Annotated in this window: 15 protein-coding genes; 10 read left to right on the top strand and 5 right to left on the bottom strand. The window is 72.4% G+C overall.

Annotated elements, in window-relative coordinates; translation table 11 throughout:
• Positions 1–54: 54 nt before the first annotated feature.
• The 4 genes from H5965_RS26835 to H5965_RS26820 all read right to left on the bottom strand — a co-directional run bounded on the left by H5965_RS26835 (position 55) and on the right by H5965_RS26820 (position 4,089).
• A complete protein-coding gene (locus H5965_RS26835; protein ID WP_310973010.1) occupies positions 55–930 on the bottom strand; it encodes a 3-methyladenine DNA glycosylase in 876 nt (291 codons plus the stop codon).
• On the bottom strand, positions 927–1,970 hold the full coding sequence (locus H5965_RS26830) for a hemolysin family protein (RefSeq protein ID WP_310973009.1): 1,044 nt from the start codon (positions 1,968–1,970) through the stop codon (positions 927–929). The genes H5965_RS26835 and H5965_RS26830 overlap by 4 nt, the downstream gene beginning before the upstream one ends.
• Positions 1,967–3,307: a hemolysin family protein gene (locus tag H5965_RS26825; RefSeq protein ID WP_310973008.1), complete on the bottom strand. Its 1,341-nt coding sequence runs from the start codon at positions 3,305–3,307 to the stop codon at positions 1,967–1,969. The genes H5965_RS26830 and H5965_RS26825 overlap by 4 nt, the downstream gene beginning before the upstream one ends.
• A 200-nt stretch (positions 3,308–3,507) precedes the next feature.
• A complete protein-coding gene (locus H5965_RS26820; RefSeq protein ID WP_043784004.1) occupies positions 3,508–4,089 on the bottom strand; it encodes a TetR/AcrR family transcriptional regulator in 582 nt (193 codons plus the stop codon).
• A gap of 183 nt (positions 4,090–4,272) precedes the next feature.
• Between H5965_RS26820 and H5965_RS26815 the strand changes: the two genes are divergently transcribed.
• From H5965_RS26815 to pip, 5 genes are all read left to right on the top strand, one after another.
• Positions 4,273–4,665 carry a hypothetical protein gene (locus tag H5965_RS26815; protein WP_310973007.1) on the top strand — a complete coding sequence of 131 codons (393 nt, stop codon included), beginning with the start codon at positions 4,273–4,275 and terminating at the stop codon, positions 4,663–4,665.
• A gap of 13 nt (positions 4,666–4,678) precedes the next feature.
• The gene (locus H5965_RS26810; protein ID WP_310973006.1) at positions 4,679–5,320 is read left to right on the top strand and encodes a DUF3558 domain-containing protein; all 642 of its coding nucleotides are present in this window, start codon (positions 4,679–4,681) and stop codon (positions 5,318–5,320) included.
• A 3-nt stretch (positions 5,321–5,323) separates the two neighbouring features.
• A complete protein-coding gene (locus tag H5965_RS26805; protein WP_310973005.1) occupies positions 5,324–6,673 on the top strand; it encodes a hypothetical protein in 1,350 nt (449 codons plus the stop codon).
• Between the two features lie 46 nt (positions 6,674–6,719).
• Positions 6,720–7,448, top strand: a complete 729-nt coding sequence (locus H5965_RS26800; RefSeq protein ID WP_310973234.1) for an ESX secretion-associated protein EspG — start codon at positions 6,720–6,722, stop codon at positions 7,446–7,448.
• A gap of 73 nt (positions 7,449–7,521) precedes the next feature.
• Positions 7,522–8,469, top strand: coding sequence for a prolyl aminopeptidase (pip, locus tag H5965_RS26795; RefSeq protein WP_310973232.1), 948 nt, complete (start codon positions 7,522–7,524; stop codon positions 8,467–8,469).
• On the opposite strand, the gene H5965_RS26790 is transcribed toward pip, so the two are convergent.
• Positions 8,459–9,652 (bottom strand): Glu/Leu/Phe/Val dehydrogenase dimerization domain-containing protein, encoded by a 1,194-nt coding sequence (locus H5965_RS26790; protein ID WP_310973004.1) that lies wholly within the window; start codon positions 9,650–9,652, stop codon positions 8,459–8,461. The two genes, pip and H5965_RS26790, sit on opposite strands and share 11 nt — an antisense overlap.
• Before the next feature lie 119 nt (positions 9,653–9,771).
• On the opposite strand from H5965_RS26790, the gene H5965_RS26785 reads away from it, so the two are divergent.
• The 5 genes from H5965_RS26785 (at position 9,772) to egtD (ending at position 15,150) form a co-directional block, all read left to right on the top strand.
• The gene (locus tag H5965_RS26785; protein ID WP_310973003.1) at positions 9,772–10,698 is read left to right on the top strand and encodes a LysR substrate-binding domain-containing protein; all 927 of its coding nucleotides are present in this window, start codon (positions 9,772–9,774) and stop codon (positions 10,696–10,698) included.
• 121 nt (positions 10,699–10,819) lie between these two features.
• Positions 10,820–12,082, top strand: coding sequence for a glutamate-cysteine ligase family protein (locus H5965_RS26780; protein WP_310973002.1), 1,263 nt, complete (start codon positions 10,820–10,822; stop codon positions 12,080–12,082).
• Complete coding sequence (gene egtB, locus H5965_RS26775) at positions 12,079–13,416, top strand: ergothioneine biosynthesis protein EgtB (protein WP_310973001.1); 1,338 nt, start codon at positions 12,079–12,081, stop codon at positions 13,414–13,416. Before H5965_RS26780 ends, egtB begins: the two co-directional genes overlap by 4 nt.
• Positions 13,417–13,420: 4 nt before the next feature.
• Positions 13,421–14,176 (top strand): ergothioneine biosynthesis protein EgtC, encoded by a 756-nt coding sequence (gene egtC / locus H5965_RS26770; protein WP_310973000.1) that lies wholly within the window; start codon positions 13,421–13,423, stop codon positions 14,174–14,176.
• Complete coding sequence (gene egtD / locus H5965_RS26765; RefSeq protein ID WP_310972999.1) at positions 14,173–15,150, top strand: L-histidine N(alpha)-methyltransferase; 978 nt, start codon at positions 14,173–14,175, stop codon at positions 15,148–15,150. Before egtC ends, egtD begins: the two co-directional genes overlap by 4 nt.
• Positions 15,151–15,168: the final 18 nt, after the last annotated feature.

Genomic DNA, 15,168 nt, shown 5'->3' with positions numbered 1-15,168 from the left:
ACCCTAACAGGTGAGTATCGGTGAGAGAATAATCTGACTCACAGTGGGCCGCGCTCAGGGTGCTGCGCTGACCAGGCGATGGCAATGCGCAATCAGGCGATGACGCAGTGGCGCCGCACGGCGGGCGAACTCCCCTTGGGCCCTGGCGTACTCCGCCCGGCCCGCGGCCGTCTCGATCCGCACCGGCGGGTAGCCGAACGAACCCAGGTCGTACGGGCTCGCCCGCATGTCCAGGGTCCGGATCTCGACCGCCAGCTCGAAACAGTCCGCGACCAGCTCCGCCGGAACGAACGGGTCGAGCTTGTACGCCCATTTGAACAGATCCATGTTCGCGTGCAGGCACCCCGGCTGCTCGAGTGCGACCTGCGTCTCCCGCGACGGCGCCAGCTCGTTCAACGGCCGCGCGGAGTCGGTGAAGAAGCGGAAGGCGTCGAAGTGCCCGCACCGGATGTCCAGGGACTCCACGACCGCGTCGGTGCCCGCCGAGCCGAGCCGCAGCGGCACCTGGTTGTGCCGCACCGAATCGGCGGGCTCGCGGTACACCATCGCCCACTCGTGCAGCCCGAAGCAGCTCAGCCGGGGCGCGCGGGACGCCGTCGCGGTCAGCAGGGCGAGGACGAACTCGGCCGTCCGCACCTTGCCCTCACCGAAGCCCGCCGGATCGAGCAGGACGCCCTCGGGCGTGGCGACGTACCCCTTGCGGTCCAGGAAGCGCCGCGCCGCGGGCCCGGCGAGCGCGACGCCGGGCCCGGGCTGCCACCGCTCGAGGTGGGACGGCCGGTACGAGTAGTACGTGAAGAGGAAGTCCAGCACCGGGTGCTTCTCGCCGCGCGCCCGCCGCTCCTGGTGCGGGCCGGTCCAGCGGCGCATCCGTGCGGTGTGCGCCGCCTCCCGGGCCAGCCAGTCCGCCTCGGCGAGTACTTCGGTCATGCGCCCACGTGGGTGCCGTCGCGCACCGTGCCCACGTACTCCTCGACCAGGTCTTCCAGCGCCACGACGCCGACGGCGTTCCCGTCCTCGTCCAGGGCCCGCGCGAGGTGGCTGCGCTCCTTGCGCATGGCCGACAGCGCGACGTCGAGCCGGGCGTCGGCACGCAGTTCGGTCAGCGCGCGCGTCTTCGAGGACGGCACCGTCGTGCCCGGGTCCTGCCCGGCCAGGTCGAGGATGTCCTTGACGTGGATGTAGCCGGTCAGGCGCCCGTCGTCGGTGCACACCGGGAACCGCGAGAATCCGGTGGACGACACCGCCCGCTCGACCTCGCCGACGGTCGGCCCGCAGGGGAGCGTGGTCAGCTCGGCGGTCGGCACCAGGACGTCGGCGACCGTCTTCTGTACCGACGACAGTGTCTGGGCGAGCCGCTGGTGCTCGGACTGGTCGAGCAGGCCTTCGCGGCGCGACTCGCTGAGCAGCTCGGCCAGCTCGTCGGACGTGTAGGCCGTCTCCAGCTCGTCCTTCGGCTCGACGCGGAACGCGCGCAGCAGCGAGTTGGCCACGAAGTTCAGCAGCCAGATGAACGGGTTGGCCAGCTTCACCCACGCGACGTGCGCCGGCACCAGCCACAGCGCGAGCCGCTCGGGCTCGGCGATCGCGAGGTTCTTCGGCACCATCTCGCCGATCAGCACGTGCGCCACGGTGATGAACGCCAGCGCGATCGCGAAGGAGATCGGGTGCAGCAGCGCCTCGGGCAGGCCGAGGGCGTCGAAGCCCGCCGCCAGCCGGTGCGCGATCGCGGGCTCGCCGACGCGGCCGAGCAGCAGCGAGCAGATGGTGATGCCCAGCTGCGCGCCGGCGAGCATCAGCGAGACGTGCCTGCTCGCGTTGATGACGATCCGGGCGCGCGTCTTGCCCTGTTCCAGCAAGGCTTCGAGCCGGTCGCGCCGGGAGGAGATCAGCGTGAACTCCGCGCCGACGAAGAAGGCGTTGGCCAGCAGCAGGACGACGACGAGGGCGATGTTCAGCCAGTCGCTCACAACGCCACCTCCGCTTGCGGGGCCGGTTCCCGGACCGGGGCGACCTCGACCTCGGCGATCCGGCGCTTGTCCATCGTGGTCACGGTGAGCAGCCAGCCGTCGACCTCGGTGGCGTCCCCCTCGGCGGGGATCTTGCCCAGCCGCTCGAGGATCAGCCCGGCGATGGTCTCGTAGTCGCCGTCGGGCATCCGGAACCCGGTGACACTGGTGACCTCGTCCGCGCGCAGCTGCCCGGAGACCAGCCAGCTGTCCGCGCCGACCTGCTGGGAGGCCGGTGCTTCGCGCTCGTCGTGCTCGTCGCGGACGTCGCCGATGATCTCCTCGACGACGTCCTCCAGGGTCACCAGCCCGGCCGTGCCGCCGTACTCGTCGACGACGATGGCGAGCTGGAAGCGGGAGTCGCGCAAGCGCAGCAGCAGGTCGTCGCCGGGCAGGGACTCCGGCACGGTCGGCACCGGCCGCATGACCGAGCCGATCGGCACGGCGGCCCGGTCCGCCGCGGGCACGGCGAAGGCCTGCTTGACGTGCACGGCGCCGCGGACGTCGTCGAGGTCCTCGGCGTGCACCGGGAACCGGGAGAAGCCGGTGCGGCGGGAGATCTCGATGAGGTCTTCCACGGTGTCGTCGACGGCGAGCGATTCGAGCTGCACGCGCGGGGTCATCAGCTCCTCCGCGGTGCGCTCGCCGAACCGCAGCGAGCGGTCGAGCAGCTCGGCGGTGGACGTGTCGAGCGTGCCGCTTTCGGCGCTGGAGCGCACGATCGAGCCCAGCTCCTGCGGCGAGCGCGCGGACCGCAGCTCTTCCTGCGGTTCGACGCCGAACTTGCGCACGAGGAAGTTCGCGCTGTTGTTCATCAGCGTGATGAGCCAGCGGAAGAGCGAGGAGAACCGCGAGTGGTAGCCGGCGACCGCGCGGGCGGTCGGCAGCGGCCGGGCGATCGCGAGGTTCTTCGGCACCATTTCGCCGAGGATCATCGACAGCGACGTGGCGATGATCAGCGCGAGCACGATCGACGCGCCGCCGGCGAACCCGGCCGGCAGCCCGAGGCCGGTGAGCAGCGGCCGGACGAGCTCGCCGATCAGCGGCTCGGCCAGGTACCCGGTGATCAGCGTGGTCAGCGTGATCGCGACCTGGGCGCCGGAGAGCTGGAAGGACAGCGTCCGGTGGGCCTTCTGGACGGTCACCGCGCGGCGGTCGCCGACCTGGCGGACGTTGGCCTCGACGGTGCTGCGTTCCAGGGCGGTCAGCGAGAACTCGGCCGCGACGGCGAGCCCGGTGCCGATCGTCAGCAGGACGAAGAGGAGGACGCCGGCGACGGCGAGCAGGATCTGGATCATTCCGCACCCGCCTCGGTGGCGGGGGATGAACCTATCGGACAGCCGGGTCGGTCACCCGGCCCGGTACTGTCACCGGGTGACTGCGCTGCGCGCACGAAACGGTCACTCCTAGCGGTGAATCGGTGTGTACTGCGGTTATTGCGGACAATCTTAACGTGTCTTTCGCGCTCGCCGCTCGCGTACCGGGTGTGTCGGAGCGCTCATCCGCGGCTCGGCCGGTGCCGGCGCACGGTTTCTTCGACGAGGTCGAGCACCGGCCCCAGCCCGGCGGCCGGCAGGCCCATGGCCAGGTGCGAGACGAGTCCTTCGAGGACGAGCTCGAGGAAGGCGGTGAGGACGTCGACGTCGACGTCGTCCCGCAGGTTCCCGGCCTCGCGCTGGCGCAGCAGGCGCAGCCGGGTGGCGGTGGTGAGCTGCTCGGACCGTTCGGCCCACCGGCCCCGGAACTCGGGATCGGTGCGCAGCCGCCGGCTCACCTCCAGGCGTGTCCCGAGCCAGTCGGCGGGGTGGTCGCCCCCGGCGAGCAGGTCCCGCATGACCTGGACGAGGCCCTGTTCGGCGACGACGTCGGCCATCCGCAGGGCGTCGTCCTCGGCGAGGGCGAGGAAGAGCGATTCCTTGTCGCGGAAGTGGTGGAAGATGGCCCCGCGCGAGAGGCCGGTGGCTTCCTCCAGGCGCCGGACTGTGGCACCTTCGTAGCCGTAGCGCGCGAAGCAGACGCGCGAGCCGTCGAGGATCTGGCGCCGGCGTGCGTCGAGGTGATCCTGGCTTACGCGTGGCATCCTGAAATCCTGGCACCGCGGACCGGGAGTTCGCAATCCGTACGTACGTACTGTGACCGGGAGTGCAGGGAACCGCCCGGTTGCCCCCGCCGTCTGAACGTTGCGGCGATTCGCTGACACGAAGTGAGACGGTTGGCTAAGGTTTGCCCCATCACGGTGGGTGAGCTGAGGGGAAGGTGCGCGGTGATCATCGGTGAGGCCGGCGCGGCGGCCAGAGCGCTGTGGGGCGACGTCTTCGACACCCCGGGCCGCGTCTACGGCGGCGGCAAGGGCGGCCAGTTCAAGATGGACCCCGAAGAGCTCGCCGCGGTGATCGGCCAGTGGGAGGACCTGCTGGACAAGATCGTCGACGACGGCGAGAAGATCAAGGGTCTCCGGTTCGCCGACCGGCTGGCGCCGGGCCAGGACCCGGCCAGTGACAGCTACGCGTCGACGACCGGCGACTCGATTTCCGCCCTCCAGCGCCAGAACGACTCGATGCGCAAGTACGCGCAGGCGTACATCAAGAAGCTCAAGGAAGCCCAGTCGAAGACCGTGGTCACCGACCAGGATCTGTCGGACACCTTCAAGGCATAGGCGAACGAACCTCGTGCGAAGCAAAATCTGCGTCCTCGCCGTGTCCGTGGTCGTTTCCGCGGGACTGGCCACTGCCTGCAGCCCGACGACGGGGGGTGTCGCGTCCCCCGCGCCGAGCTCTTCGGCGCCGGCGGGCACGTCGTCGCCGGTGGACCCGGAAGTGCCCAAGGTGACCCAGCCGCCGCTCGACGCGGGCAAGTACGCCTCCGACCCGTGTGGACTGGTGCCGAAGGACCTGCTGGCTTCACTGCGGTACACGGATCCGGGCAAGTACACCCCGCAAGGGGACACGCCGGCCACCGCGGCGGGACCGTCCTGCCTGTGGAAGCTTTCCGGCGAAGGGCTCGGGCTCTCGGCCGCGCTCGGCACCGGCAACCGTGAGCAGGGGGCGGGCGGATTGGCCGGGGCGTACGCCGCCTACCGCTCCGGCAAGATCACCAAGTTCCTGGAGCGCGCCCCGGACGTCGACGGCTACCCGGCGATCTACGTCGACGTCCAGGACGAGCGCGCCCTCGGCAGTTGCGGCCTGGACGTCGGGATCGCCGACGACCTCGCGTTCAACGTGTACGCCCAGGGCTACCAGGGCCAGGACGACTCCTGCGCGGTGGCCAGCCAGGTGGCGGCGAGCATCATCAAGACACTCAAGGGGGCCTGACGAGTGGACGGCAAGCAGATCTACGAGAACTTCAGACAGGGCGACACCAACGGTCTGCGCCAGGTGGCCGAGACGGTGCAGCAGCTGTCCGACGCCTACATGGAGCGGGGCGCGAGCATCAAGGCGCTGCAGTCGCGCATGGTGAACTCGTGGACCGGCGACGCCGCGGACGCGGCGAACGCCGGCGCCGGTCCGCTGGAACAGGCCTTCGCCGAAACCGCCGCGCCGCTCGACATCACCAAGGTTTCCGTCGACACCCAGGCTGCCGTCTTCGACTCCTCCAGCAATGCCGTCGTCGAAGTCCCGCCGAAGCCCGACAAGCCCAACCCCTGGACCACCGGGCTGAAAGCCGCGATCCCGATCGCCGGGCCGTTCATGGCCAAGGACGACATCGATTCCTACCAGGCCGGGATGGCCAAGTACAACGCCGCGAACGAGACCAACGTCCGCGTCATGGACCAGTACAGCAACGTCACCAGCGGCACGCGGGCCTCGCTCCCGACCGACTACGGCATCCTCGAGTCCGACGGTGCCGCCATCTCCGTGACCACCCCGGACGGCCCGGGCCGGGTCGAGCCGACCGACCGCAGCAAGTGGCTGCCCGGGCACCCCGGAGGTGATCCCGGCGGCGACGACCACACCTCGACCACCGGCTTCGATCCCGGGCAGACCGGCGGCGGGGACAAGCCCGGCGGGAACGGTGGCACGGGTGGCACCGGGGGCACGGGCGGAACCGGAGGGACCGGCGGCACCGGCGGAACCGGGGGCACCGGAGGAACGGGTGGTACCGGCGGTACCGGAGGGACCGGCGGCGACGACACGCACACCACCGGCACCGGCCGCCCGAACGTGCCGACGCGGCCGGGGCAGACCACCGACCAGCCCGGGAAGACGCCGCCGAACACCGGTGGGGTCGACTTCTATCCCACCAACACCGGGGGCGGCCAGAACTACGGCCCGAACTTCCCGAACTCCGGCGATCCCCACTCCGGCACCGGCGGCGGCCGCGGCCCGAACAGCGGGAACGCCGGCGGCCGGCTCCTCGACTCCACCGGCCGGGGAGGCTCCGGCACCGGCGGCGGGAGCGGGGCAGGCGGCGCAGGCGAACGCGCTCTCGGCAGCGGCCGCGGCTCCGGCATGGGCAGCCTGGGCAACGCCGCCGCCGCGGAGGCGGCCGCCGCGCGGTCGGCCGCCGGGCGCGGCGGGCAGATGGGGCCGATGGGTCCCGGCGGACGCCGGGGCGAAGGCGAAGAAGACGACGAGCACCAGCGGCCGGACTACCTGATCGAGGCCGATCCGGACGCGATCTTCGGCACCGACCAGCGGACCAGCCCGCCGGTCATCGGTGAATAGGGCGACCCAAGCGAACAAGAGGCAGGTGGACGTGGCAACAGGCCGGGTGGACGTTCCGGTCGAGGCGCTGGCCGCGCTGGCCGACCGGGAACAGGTCGGCCAGCTGCACCTCACCCTGCGTCCGGAGCCTCTGTGGCTCTCGGACGAGGAGCGTGCGGAAGCCGGCAAGCGGGTCGACGCCGCGCTCGCCGAGGCCGGGCTCGTCGATGCCCGCGGCCGGGCCACCGTCGACTTCCTCGACTGGCTTCCGCTGCTGGTCAGCCCCGCGCGGGAGTGCTACGGCTGGGTCGGCACCGGCGGCCGGACCTACGGCGTCCTCGCCGCCGCGAAGGGGCTTCAGGCCGTCCTCGCCGTCTCCGACGGGACGCACGTCGGCGTGCAGGAGATCGACCGGAACCGGCTGGCCGAGGCGCTCGTCGAGCAGCTGCCGCCGGTCGGGCCCGGCGGGGGACACCCGCGCACCGTGCGGGTGGCCGACCTGACCGAGGCCGCCCGGCGCGGGCAGGCCGCCTACCCGCTGGCCCCGGCCGTCGCCGACGTCGTCAGCCTCGTGCAGCGGCCCGTCTCGGGCAGCGGGGAGCTCTACGTCGGCCGTCGTGACGACGTCGGGCGGCACACCTGCCTGCAGCAGCCGCTGCACTACGCCGACACCGACTGGGGCCGCTACCTCAGCTACACCACCGGCTCGGGCGACGACGCCGTCATCCACATCGGCCCGGCGGGCCCGCAGGAGCTGGCCGACACTCTCACCGAACTGGCCGGCACCCTGGGCTGAACGAAAAAGCGTGCACCGGAACGTGCCAAGGCGCTAATGTGACAGCGCTGTTGTATCTGGGCGGGAGGACGCGCTGATGTACCCCGAGATCGAGCCCTACGACCACGGCCGGCTCGATGTCGGCGACGGCCACGAGATGTACTGGGAGACCTGCGGCAACCCGGACGGCAAGCCCGCGCTCGTCGTGCACGGCGGCCCCGGCTCCGGCTGCTCGGCGAACGTCCGCCGGTTCTTCGACCCCGCGCGCTACCGGATCGTCCTGGCCGACCAGCGCGGCTGCGGCCGCAGCACCCCGCACGCCGGTGCCCCGGTCGCCGACCTGTCCGCCAACACCACCGGCCACCTGGTCGCCGACTTCGAGCGCCTGCGCACCCACCTCGGCATCGAGAAGTGGTTGCTGTTCGGCGGTTCCTGGGGCTCCGTGCTCAGCCTGACCTACGCGCTGCGCCACACCGAGCGCGTCAGCGAAATGGTCTTGATGGGCCTGGCGACCGACCGGTTCGTCGAGATCGAGATGCTCATCCGCGGCCTCGGCGCCTACTTCCCGGAGGGCTTCGCCAAGTTCCGCGAAGGCGTGCCGGAAAGCGAGCGCGACGGCGACCTTTCGGCGGCCTACCACCGGCTCCTGATGGACCCGGACCCCGCCGTCCACCACCGGGCCGCGAAGGACTGGTGCGCCTGGGAGGACGCGATGCTCCCGGGCGTCCCGCCGCCCGACGTCTTCGAGGACCCGGCCTACCGGCTCTGCTTCGCCCGGATCGTCACGCACTACTTCAGCAACCGCGCCTTCCTCGAAGACGGCGAGATCCTGCGCCAGGCCGGGAAGCTCGCGGGCATCCCCGCGGTGCTGGCGCAGGGCGTGCTGGACACGAGCAACCTCGTCGGCACGCCCTGGCTGCTGCACCACGCCTGGCCGGGCAGTGAACTGGTGCTGCTCGACGACGTCGGGCACACCGTGTCGGCCGCGTCGATGCAGGACGTCCTGATCGGCGCGACCGACCGGTTCGCGCTCAGGGGATGAGCAGGCCCGGCTCGCCTTCCGGGGCGAGCGCGGCTTCGGCGCGCCGCGTGCGATTGGCCTCGGCGAGCCGCAGCCCGGTGACGCGCAGCGGCAGCCGGTCCATGTTCCACTCCGCCAGCAGCAGCGCGATCTTCGCCTGCATTTCGGTGCGCAGGCGCAGGAACGAGTCGGCCGGGTCCGCGCCGACCTCGCCCAGCAGCAGCCACCACGCCCAGGCCGCCGCGCCCGCGTTGGCGACGAAGTCGGGCACCACCGCGATCCCGCGGGCCGACAGCGCGGCTTCCGCGTCCGGCGTCGTCGCCGCGTTGGCCGCTTCGACGACCACCTTGGCCTTCACCACGCTCTCGTTGTCCGGCCGCAGCGCGTAGGAGATCGCGGCCGGCACGAGGATGTCCGCGTCGATCCCGACGATCGTCTCGCGCGGCAGCGAACGGACCCCGGCGGGCAGCCGGGAGCGGTCCACTTCGCCGAAGCGGTCACGCAGGTCCAGCAGCGCCGGGACGTCGAGCCCGGCCGGGTCGTACAGCGTGCCCGCGGCGTCGGCCACCGCGACCACCTTCGCGCCGGCTTCGTGCAGGTACCAGGCCGCGCCGCCGCCCATCGTGCCGATGCCCTGGATCGCCACCGTCGTCTCGCGCACGTTCCAGTCCCACGCCGCCGCGACGCCCAGGCACGCCTGCGCCACGCCGTAGCCGCCGACGACGTCGCCGAGCAGCAGCCCGCCGGGGACCGGCGCGTTCAGGCCCGCCTGCACCCGGCGCAGGGTGCGCGCCGGATCGGCCGAACGGCGGATCGCCGCGTGGTACGACTGCTCCAGCCCGAGCTCGGCGAACACCGAGTCGATCAGGTGCTGGGGGACGCCCAGATCCTCGGCGGTCACCCAGTGCGCGTCCAGCCACGGCCGCAGGAACGCGCAGAAACGCTTCAGCACCTCGAAGGCGCGCGGGTCTTTGGGGTCGAAGTCGATGCCGCCCTTGGCCCCGCCGACCGGCAGGTTGAAGGTCGCGGTCTTGTTCGCCATGCCCCGGGCGAGGTCCTCGACCTCGGACATCGTGCAGCCGGCCCGCATCCGGGTGCCGCCGGTGGCGACGCCGGAGACCAGGCTGTGCACGACCAGGTAGCCGTGCGCGCCAGTGACGGGGTCGGTCCACGTGAGCCGCATCAGCGGTTCGGCGGGGGTCATCGGGCCACTCACCTCCAGGGAAGTCCGGGGCGGCCTCGTGACCGCCATCACGAGCGTGCGCCCCCGGTGGCCCGCCCGTCCATTTAACGCTGCTGCACGATCTCGTTTAAGTTTTGTGTATGGAGCTTTCGTTGCACCGCTTGCGGATGCTGCGCGAGCTGCACCGCCGGGGCACGGTCACGGCGGCGGCCGCGGCCCTGCACTACACCGCTTCGGCGGTGTCGCAGCAGCTTGCGCAGCTCGAGCGGGACGTGGGGGCGAAGCTGTTCGAACGGCTCGGCCGGCGCGTCCAGCTGACCGAGCTCGGCACCCTGCTCACCGAGCACGCCGAGGAGATCCTCGGCTCGGTCGAGCGGGCGACCCTCGCCCTGGAGGAGGCCCAGGACGCCCGCACGGTCCGGCTGACCGCGGGGGTGTGGGCGTCGGTGGCCTCCGGCCTGCTGCCCACGGCGCTGACCGCCCTGGCCGGCGCGCACCCCGGCATCGAGGTGCGCACCCGCGAACTGGCCCCGGAAGACACCGCGGAAGCGGTCCGGGACGGCAGCCTCGACCTCTCCTTCGTCATCGACTACTCCGACGCGCCGACGCCGTGGGACGCCGGGCTGGAACGCGCGGTCGTCGCGGTCGAACGGCTGCACGCCGCGGTGCCGCGGGGTGCCGTGCCGTCCGGGTCGGCGGCCCTCGACGAGCTGGCCGAACACCCGTGGATCCTGGCCGGCGCCAAGTCGCACTTCGGCCGCGCGATGCGCACCGCCTGCCAGCGGCACGGCTTCTCGCCGAAGATCAACCACGAGGTCGAAGAGCAGTCGACGGCGATGGCGATGGTGGGGGCCGGGCTCGGCATCACCCTCGTGTCCGACCTGGGCCTGCGCCTGCTGCGGCCGCCCGGGATCGACGTCGTCACGCTCACCACGCCGCTGCTGCGGACGGTGTCGATCGCCTACCGGCGCACCGCGTTCCGGCGGCCCGCGCTGCACCTCGTGATCGACGCGGTGCGGGCTTCCGCGGCCGAGCTCGGACTCGGTACCGAACCGGCTTTGCCCTGATCAGGGACTTCTTACAGGGTGGTGAACACCTCCCGGCCCGCAGGATCCGCCCTGAATTTGTCGTACCCCGCGTGTAGCGTCCGAAGGCGAGAAGTTCCCCACCCACGGAACAGGAACGGACATGACAGCGGTGCACGATTTCCCCGAGAAGTCGGGTAGTGCGTCGAACCGCACCGCGCGGGTCCTGGCGGATCGCGCGGCCGGCGAGGCGTACGTCGCATCGGTGTGCTTCAAGCACGGACCACCGCGCCTGACCGGCGTGGAGCTGGAGTTCACCGTGCACCATGCCGACGACCCGGCCAGACCCCTCGATCCCGACGTCCTCGCCGCGGCGCTGGGCCCGCACACCCCGCGGACGCTCCGCCCCGGCAGCCCCGCCGCACCTCTCCCGGCCGGCTCGCCCGTGAGCCTCGAACCCGGGTGCCAGGTCGAGATTTCCGCCCTTCCCCAGGCCTCGCTGCGTGAGCTCGACGCAGTCGTCACGGCCGACCTCCACCACCTGCGTGACAGCCTCGCCCGGCACGACCTCGTCCTGGGCGAAACGGGCATCGACGCCCACCGCGCGCCCCGCCGGCTCCTCCACACCCCGCGGTACGCGGCCATGGAGCGCCGGTTCGCGCCGATCGGTCCCGGCGGCCTCACCATGATGTGCAGCACCGCCGGCCTGCAGGTCTGCGTCGACGCGGGGGAGCCCGAGCACTACGCGGCGCGGTGGGCGGCCGCGCACGCGATGGGCCCGCCGTTGCTCGCCCTCTTCGCCAACTCCCGCGTCCACGCCGGACGGGACACGGGACACGCCTCCGCCCGCTGGCTGGCGGTGCACGACACGGAAGCGGTGCGCACGCGCACGGCCGCCGTGGCGGGCGACGACCCGGCCGGCGCGTGGGCGGAGCGCCTGATGGACGTCCCCCTGATGGTGCTGCCCCGCGGCGACCGGCCGTGGGACGCGCCCGAGGGGCTGACGTTCGCCGACTGGATCGACGGCCGGGGCGCGGCGGCGCTGCTGCCGCGGCCGACGGTGGCCGACCTCGACTACCACCTCACGACCATGTTCACGCCGGTCCGCCCGCAGGGGTACCTGGAGATCCGGTACCTCGACGCGCAACCGCCGGACGAGTGGCTGGCCCCGGTCGCCCTGGTGTCGGCGCTGCTCGCCCGGCCGGCCACCGTCGAGAAGGTGCGCGAGATCTGCGCGCCGGTCGACGGCCGGTGGACGGCGGCGGCGCGGCGCGGCCTGGCCGACCCGGACCTGGCGGCCGCCGCGGCGGCATTGGCCGGCCTCGGCTGCGCCGAGCTGGGCGTGACGGGGCTGGCGGAGGAGTCGATCACCGGGATCAGCGAGAGCGTGCTGGGGCGCGCGGACCGATCGAGGAGCGAAGCATGAGCACGGAAGCACTGGGCGAACTGAACGCGCAGGACCTGCGCGCGCGGGCGGCGGAGGCGCTGACCCGGGCGCGGGCGCGCAGCGTCGCGCTGACCGACGCGGTCGACGACGAAGACCTCGTCCGCCAGCATTCGAAGCTGATGTCGCCGCTGGTCTGGGACCTGGCGCACATCGGCGTGCAGGAAGAGCTGTGGCTGGTCCGCGATGTCGGCGGCCGGGAACCGCTGCGCCCGGACATCGACGACATCTACGACGCCTTCCAGCACGCCCGCGCCGACCGGCCGGAGCTGCCGCTGCTCGGCCCGGCCGAGGCGCGCGCGTACGTCAAGCAGGTCCGTGAGAAGGCCTTCGACGTGCTGGAGCACGCGCCGATGGAAGGCCGGCGGCTGACCGAGCAGGCGTTCGCGTTCGGCATGATCACCCAGCACGAGCAGCAGCACGACGAGACGATGCTGGCCACCCACCAGCTCCGCAAGGGCGACCCGGTGCTGCACGCGCCGGAGCCGCCGCCGGCGCGGTCCGGCACGCTGCCGGCCGAGGTCCTGGTCCCGGGCGGGGCCTTCACGATGGGCACGTCGGCCGAGCCGTGGGCCCTGGACAACGAGCGTCCGGCGCACCAGGTCGCCGTCGAGGCGTTCTGGATGGACACGGTGCCGGTGACCTGTGGTGCCTACGCCGAATTCCTCGACGGCGGCGGCTACGACGACCGGCGGTGGTGGAGCGAGGCCGGCTGGGCCTACCGGACCGGAAACTCCATCACCGCGCCGCGGTTCTGGAAGCGGGAACAGGACGGCTGGTGGCGGACCCGCTTCGGCGTCTACGAGCGGCTGCCGGCCGACGAGCCGGTCGTGCACGTCTCCTACTACGAGGCCGAGGCGTACGCGGCCTGGGCCGGGCGGCGGCTGCCGACCGAGGCGGAGTGGGAGAAGGCGGCGCGGTTCGACCCGGCCACCGGCCGGTCGCGCCGGTTCCCCTGGGGCGACGAGGAACCGGCGGCCGAGCACGCCAACCTCGGCCAGCGGCACCTGCGCCCGGCGCCGGCGGGGGCGTACCCGGCCGGCGCGTCGCCGACCGGAGTGCACCAGCTGATCGGCGACGTCTGGGAGTGGACGTCGACCGATTTCCACGGCTACCCGGGGTTCTCCGCCTTCCCGTACCGGGAGTACTCGGAGGTCTTCTTCGGACCCGAGTACAAGGTGCTGCGCGGCGGGTCGTTCGGCACCGACTCGGCGGCCATCCGGGGCACCTTCCGCAACTGGGACTACCCGATCCGGCGGCAGATCTTCGCCGGCTTCCGCACCGCCCGCGACGCGGCCCCCGGCGAGGTGGGGTAGGCGCATGTGCCGCCACATCGGCTACCTCGGCGAGCCGCTCTCGCCCGCCGAGGCGCTCTTCCACGCCCCGCATTCCCTGCTGGTGCAGTCGTACGCGCCGGCGGACATGCGTGGCGGCGGCTCGGTCAACGCGGACGGGTTCGGGCTGGGGTGGTACCCCGGCCCGGGCTCGCCGCCGCTGCGCCACCGGCGTTCGACTCCACTGTGGACGGACGAGACGCTGCCGCCGCTGGCCGCGGCGGTCACTTCGGGCGCGTTCGTCGCCGCGGTCCGCAACGGCACCACCGGCCTGCCGGTGACCGAGGCGGCCGCGGCGCCGTTCACCGCCGGGCCGTGGCTCTTCAGCCACAACGGCGTCGTCCGCGGCTACCCGGATTCGCTCGCGGAACTGGCGAAGACGCTGCCGGTCACCGAACTGCTGACCCTGGAGGCGCCGACGGACTCGGTGGTGCTCTGGGCGCTGCTGCGCGCCCGGCTCGCCACGGGCGCGGACCCGCTGACGGCGGTGGCGGAGCTGACCCTCGCCGTCGAAGCGGCCGCGCCCGGCTCCCGGCTGAACTTCCTGCTCACCGACGGCACCACGCTGATCGGCACGACCTGGACGCACGCACTGTCCGTGCTGGAAACCCCGGCCGGAGTGTGGCTGGCGTCCGAACCCTTCGACGGCGACCCGCGCTGGCGGCCCGTCCCCGACCACCACGCCGTGCGCGCCACCGCGGCCGGCGTCGACCTGCTTCCCCTGACCCAGGAGCTGTCATGACCGAAGTCGATCTCGACCACCACCGCTCCGGCGACGCCGTCACCGCGGAACTGCGCGCGGACGTCGTCGCCGGGCTCACCGCGCCGCAGAAGTGGCTGCCGCCCAAGTGGTTCTACGACGCCGACGGCAGCGAGCTGTTCGAGAAGATCACCCAGCTGCCGGAGTACTACCCGACCCGCAGCGAGCGCGAGGTGCTGGCCGCGCACGCCGGCGACGTCGCCGAGCTGACCGGCGCGCACACGCTCGTCGAACTCGGCTCGGGATCGAGCGAGAAGACCCGCCTGCTGCTCGACGCGCTCACCGGCCACGGCACCCTGGAGGCGTTCGTCCCCCTGGACGTGTCCGAATCCGCGCTGGCCGAGGCCGCCGAGGCGATCTCGAAGGACTACCCGGGGCTGGCGGTGCGCGGGGTCGTCGGCGACTTCACCCAGCACCTCGACCTGCTGCCGGACGGCCAGCCGCGGGTGGTCGCCTTCCTCGGCGGCACGATCGGCAACTTCCTGCCCGCCGAACGCGCGACCTTCCTGCAGTCGGTCCGGGAGGTGCTCGACGAGGGGGAGTGGCTGCTGCTCGGCACCGACCTCGTCAAGGACCCCCGGATCCTCGAACGCGCCTACGACGACGCGGCCGGCGTCACGGCGGAGTTCGACAAGAACGTGCTGCGGGTGATCAACGCCCGGCTCGGCGCGAACTTCGACGTCGACGAATTCGAGCACGTCTCCCACTGGGACGCGGAGAACGAGTGGATCGAGATGCGCCTGCGGGCCCGGCGGGCGCTGACCGTCGAGATCCCGGGAGCGGACCTGACGGTGAGCTTCGCCGAGGGCGAGCACGTCCGGACGGAGATCTCGGCGAAGTTCCGCCCGAGCGGCGTCGAGGCGGAGCTGGCCGCGGCCGGGTTCGCCCTCGAGCACTGGTGGACCGACTCCCAGCAGCGGTTCGGGGTGAGCCTGGCAAAATCCGTGCGTGGCTAATCCTCTCCGCGCGCTGGC

The organism is Amycolatopsis sp. 505 (genome assembly GCF_031625235.1).
Taxonomy (GTDB): domain Bacteria; phylum Actinomycetota; class Actinomycetes; order Mycobacteriales; family Pseudonocardiaceae; genus Amycolatopsis.
The sequence above is the reverse complement of the archived record's forward strand: the minus strand, read 5'-3'. Positions and strand labels throughout refer to the sequence as shown.

Excerpts from the sequence above, each read along its gene's own strand:
- H5965_RS26835 (WP_310973010.1), bottom strand. The coding sequence starts at position 930 with ATGACCGAAGTACTCGCCGAGGCGGACTGGCTGGCCCGGGAGGCGGCG.
- H5965_RS26825 (WP_310973008.1), bottom strand. The coding sequence starts at position 3,307 with ATGATCCAGATCCTGCTCGCCGTCGCCGGCGTCCTCCTCTTCGTCCTG.
- H5965_RS26820 (WP_043784004.1), bottom strand. The coding sequence starts at position 4,089 with ATGCCACGCGTAAGCCAGGATCACCTCGACGCACGCCGGCGCCAGATC.
- H5965_RS26790 (WP_310973004.1), bottom strand. The coding sequence starts at position 9,652 with ATGACCCCCGCCGAACCGCTGATGCGGCTCACGTGGACCGACCCCGTC.
- H5965_RS26785 (WP_310973003.1), top strand. The coding sequence starts at position 9,772 with ATGGAGCTTTCGTTGCACCGCTTGCGGATGCTGCGCGAGCTGCACCGC.
- H5965_RS26780 (WP_310973002.1), top strand. The coding sequence starts at position 10,820 with ATGACAGCGGTGCACGATTTCCCCGAGAAGTCGGGTAGTGCGTCGAAC.
- egtB (WP_310973001.1), top strand. The coding sequence starts at position 12,079 with ATGAGCACGGAAGCACTGGGCGAACTGAACGCGCAGGACCTGCGCGCG.
- egtC (WP_310973000.1), top strand. The coding sequence starts at position 13,421 with ATGTGCCGCCACATCGGCTACCTCGGCGAGCCGCTCTCGCCCGCCGAG.
- egtD (WP_310972999.1), top strand. The coding sequence starts at position 14,173 with ATGACCGAAGTCGATCTCGACCACCACCGCTCCGGCGACGCCGTCACC.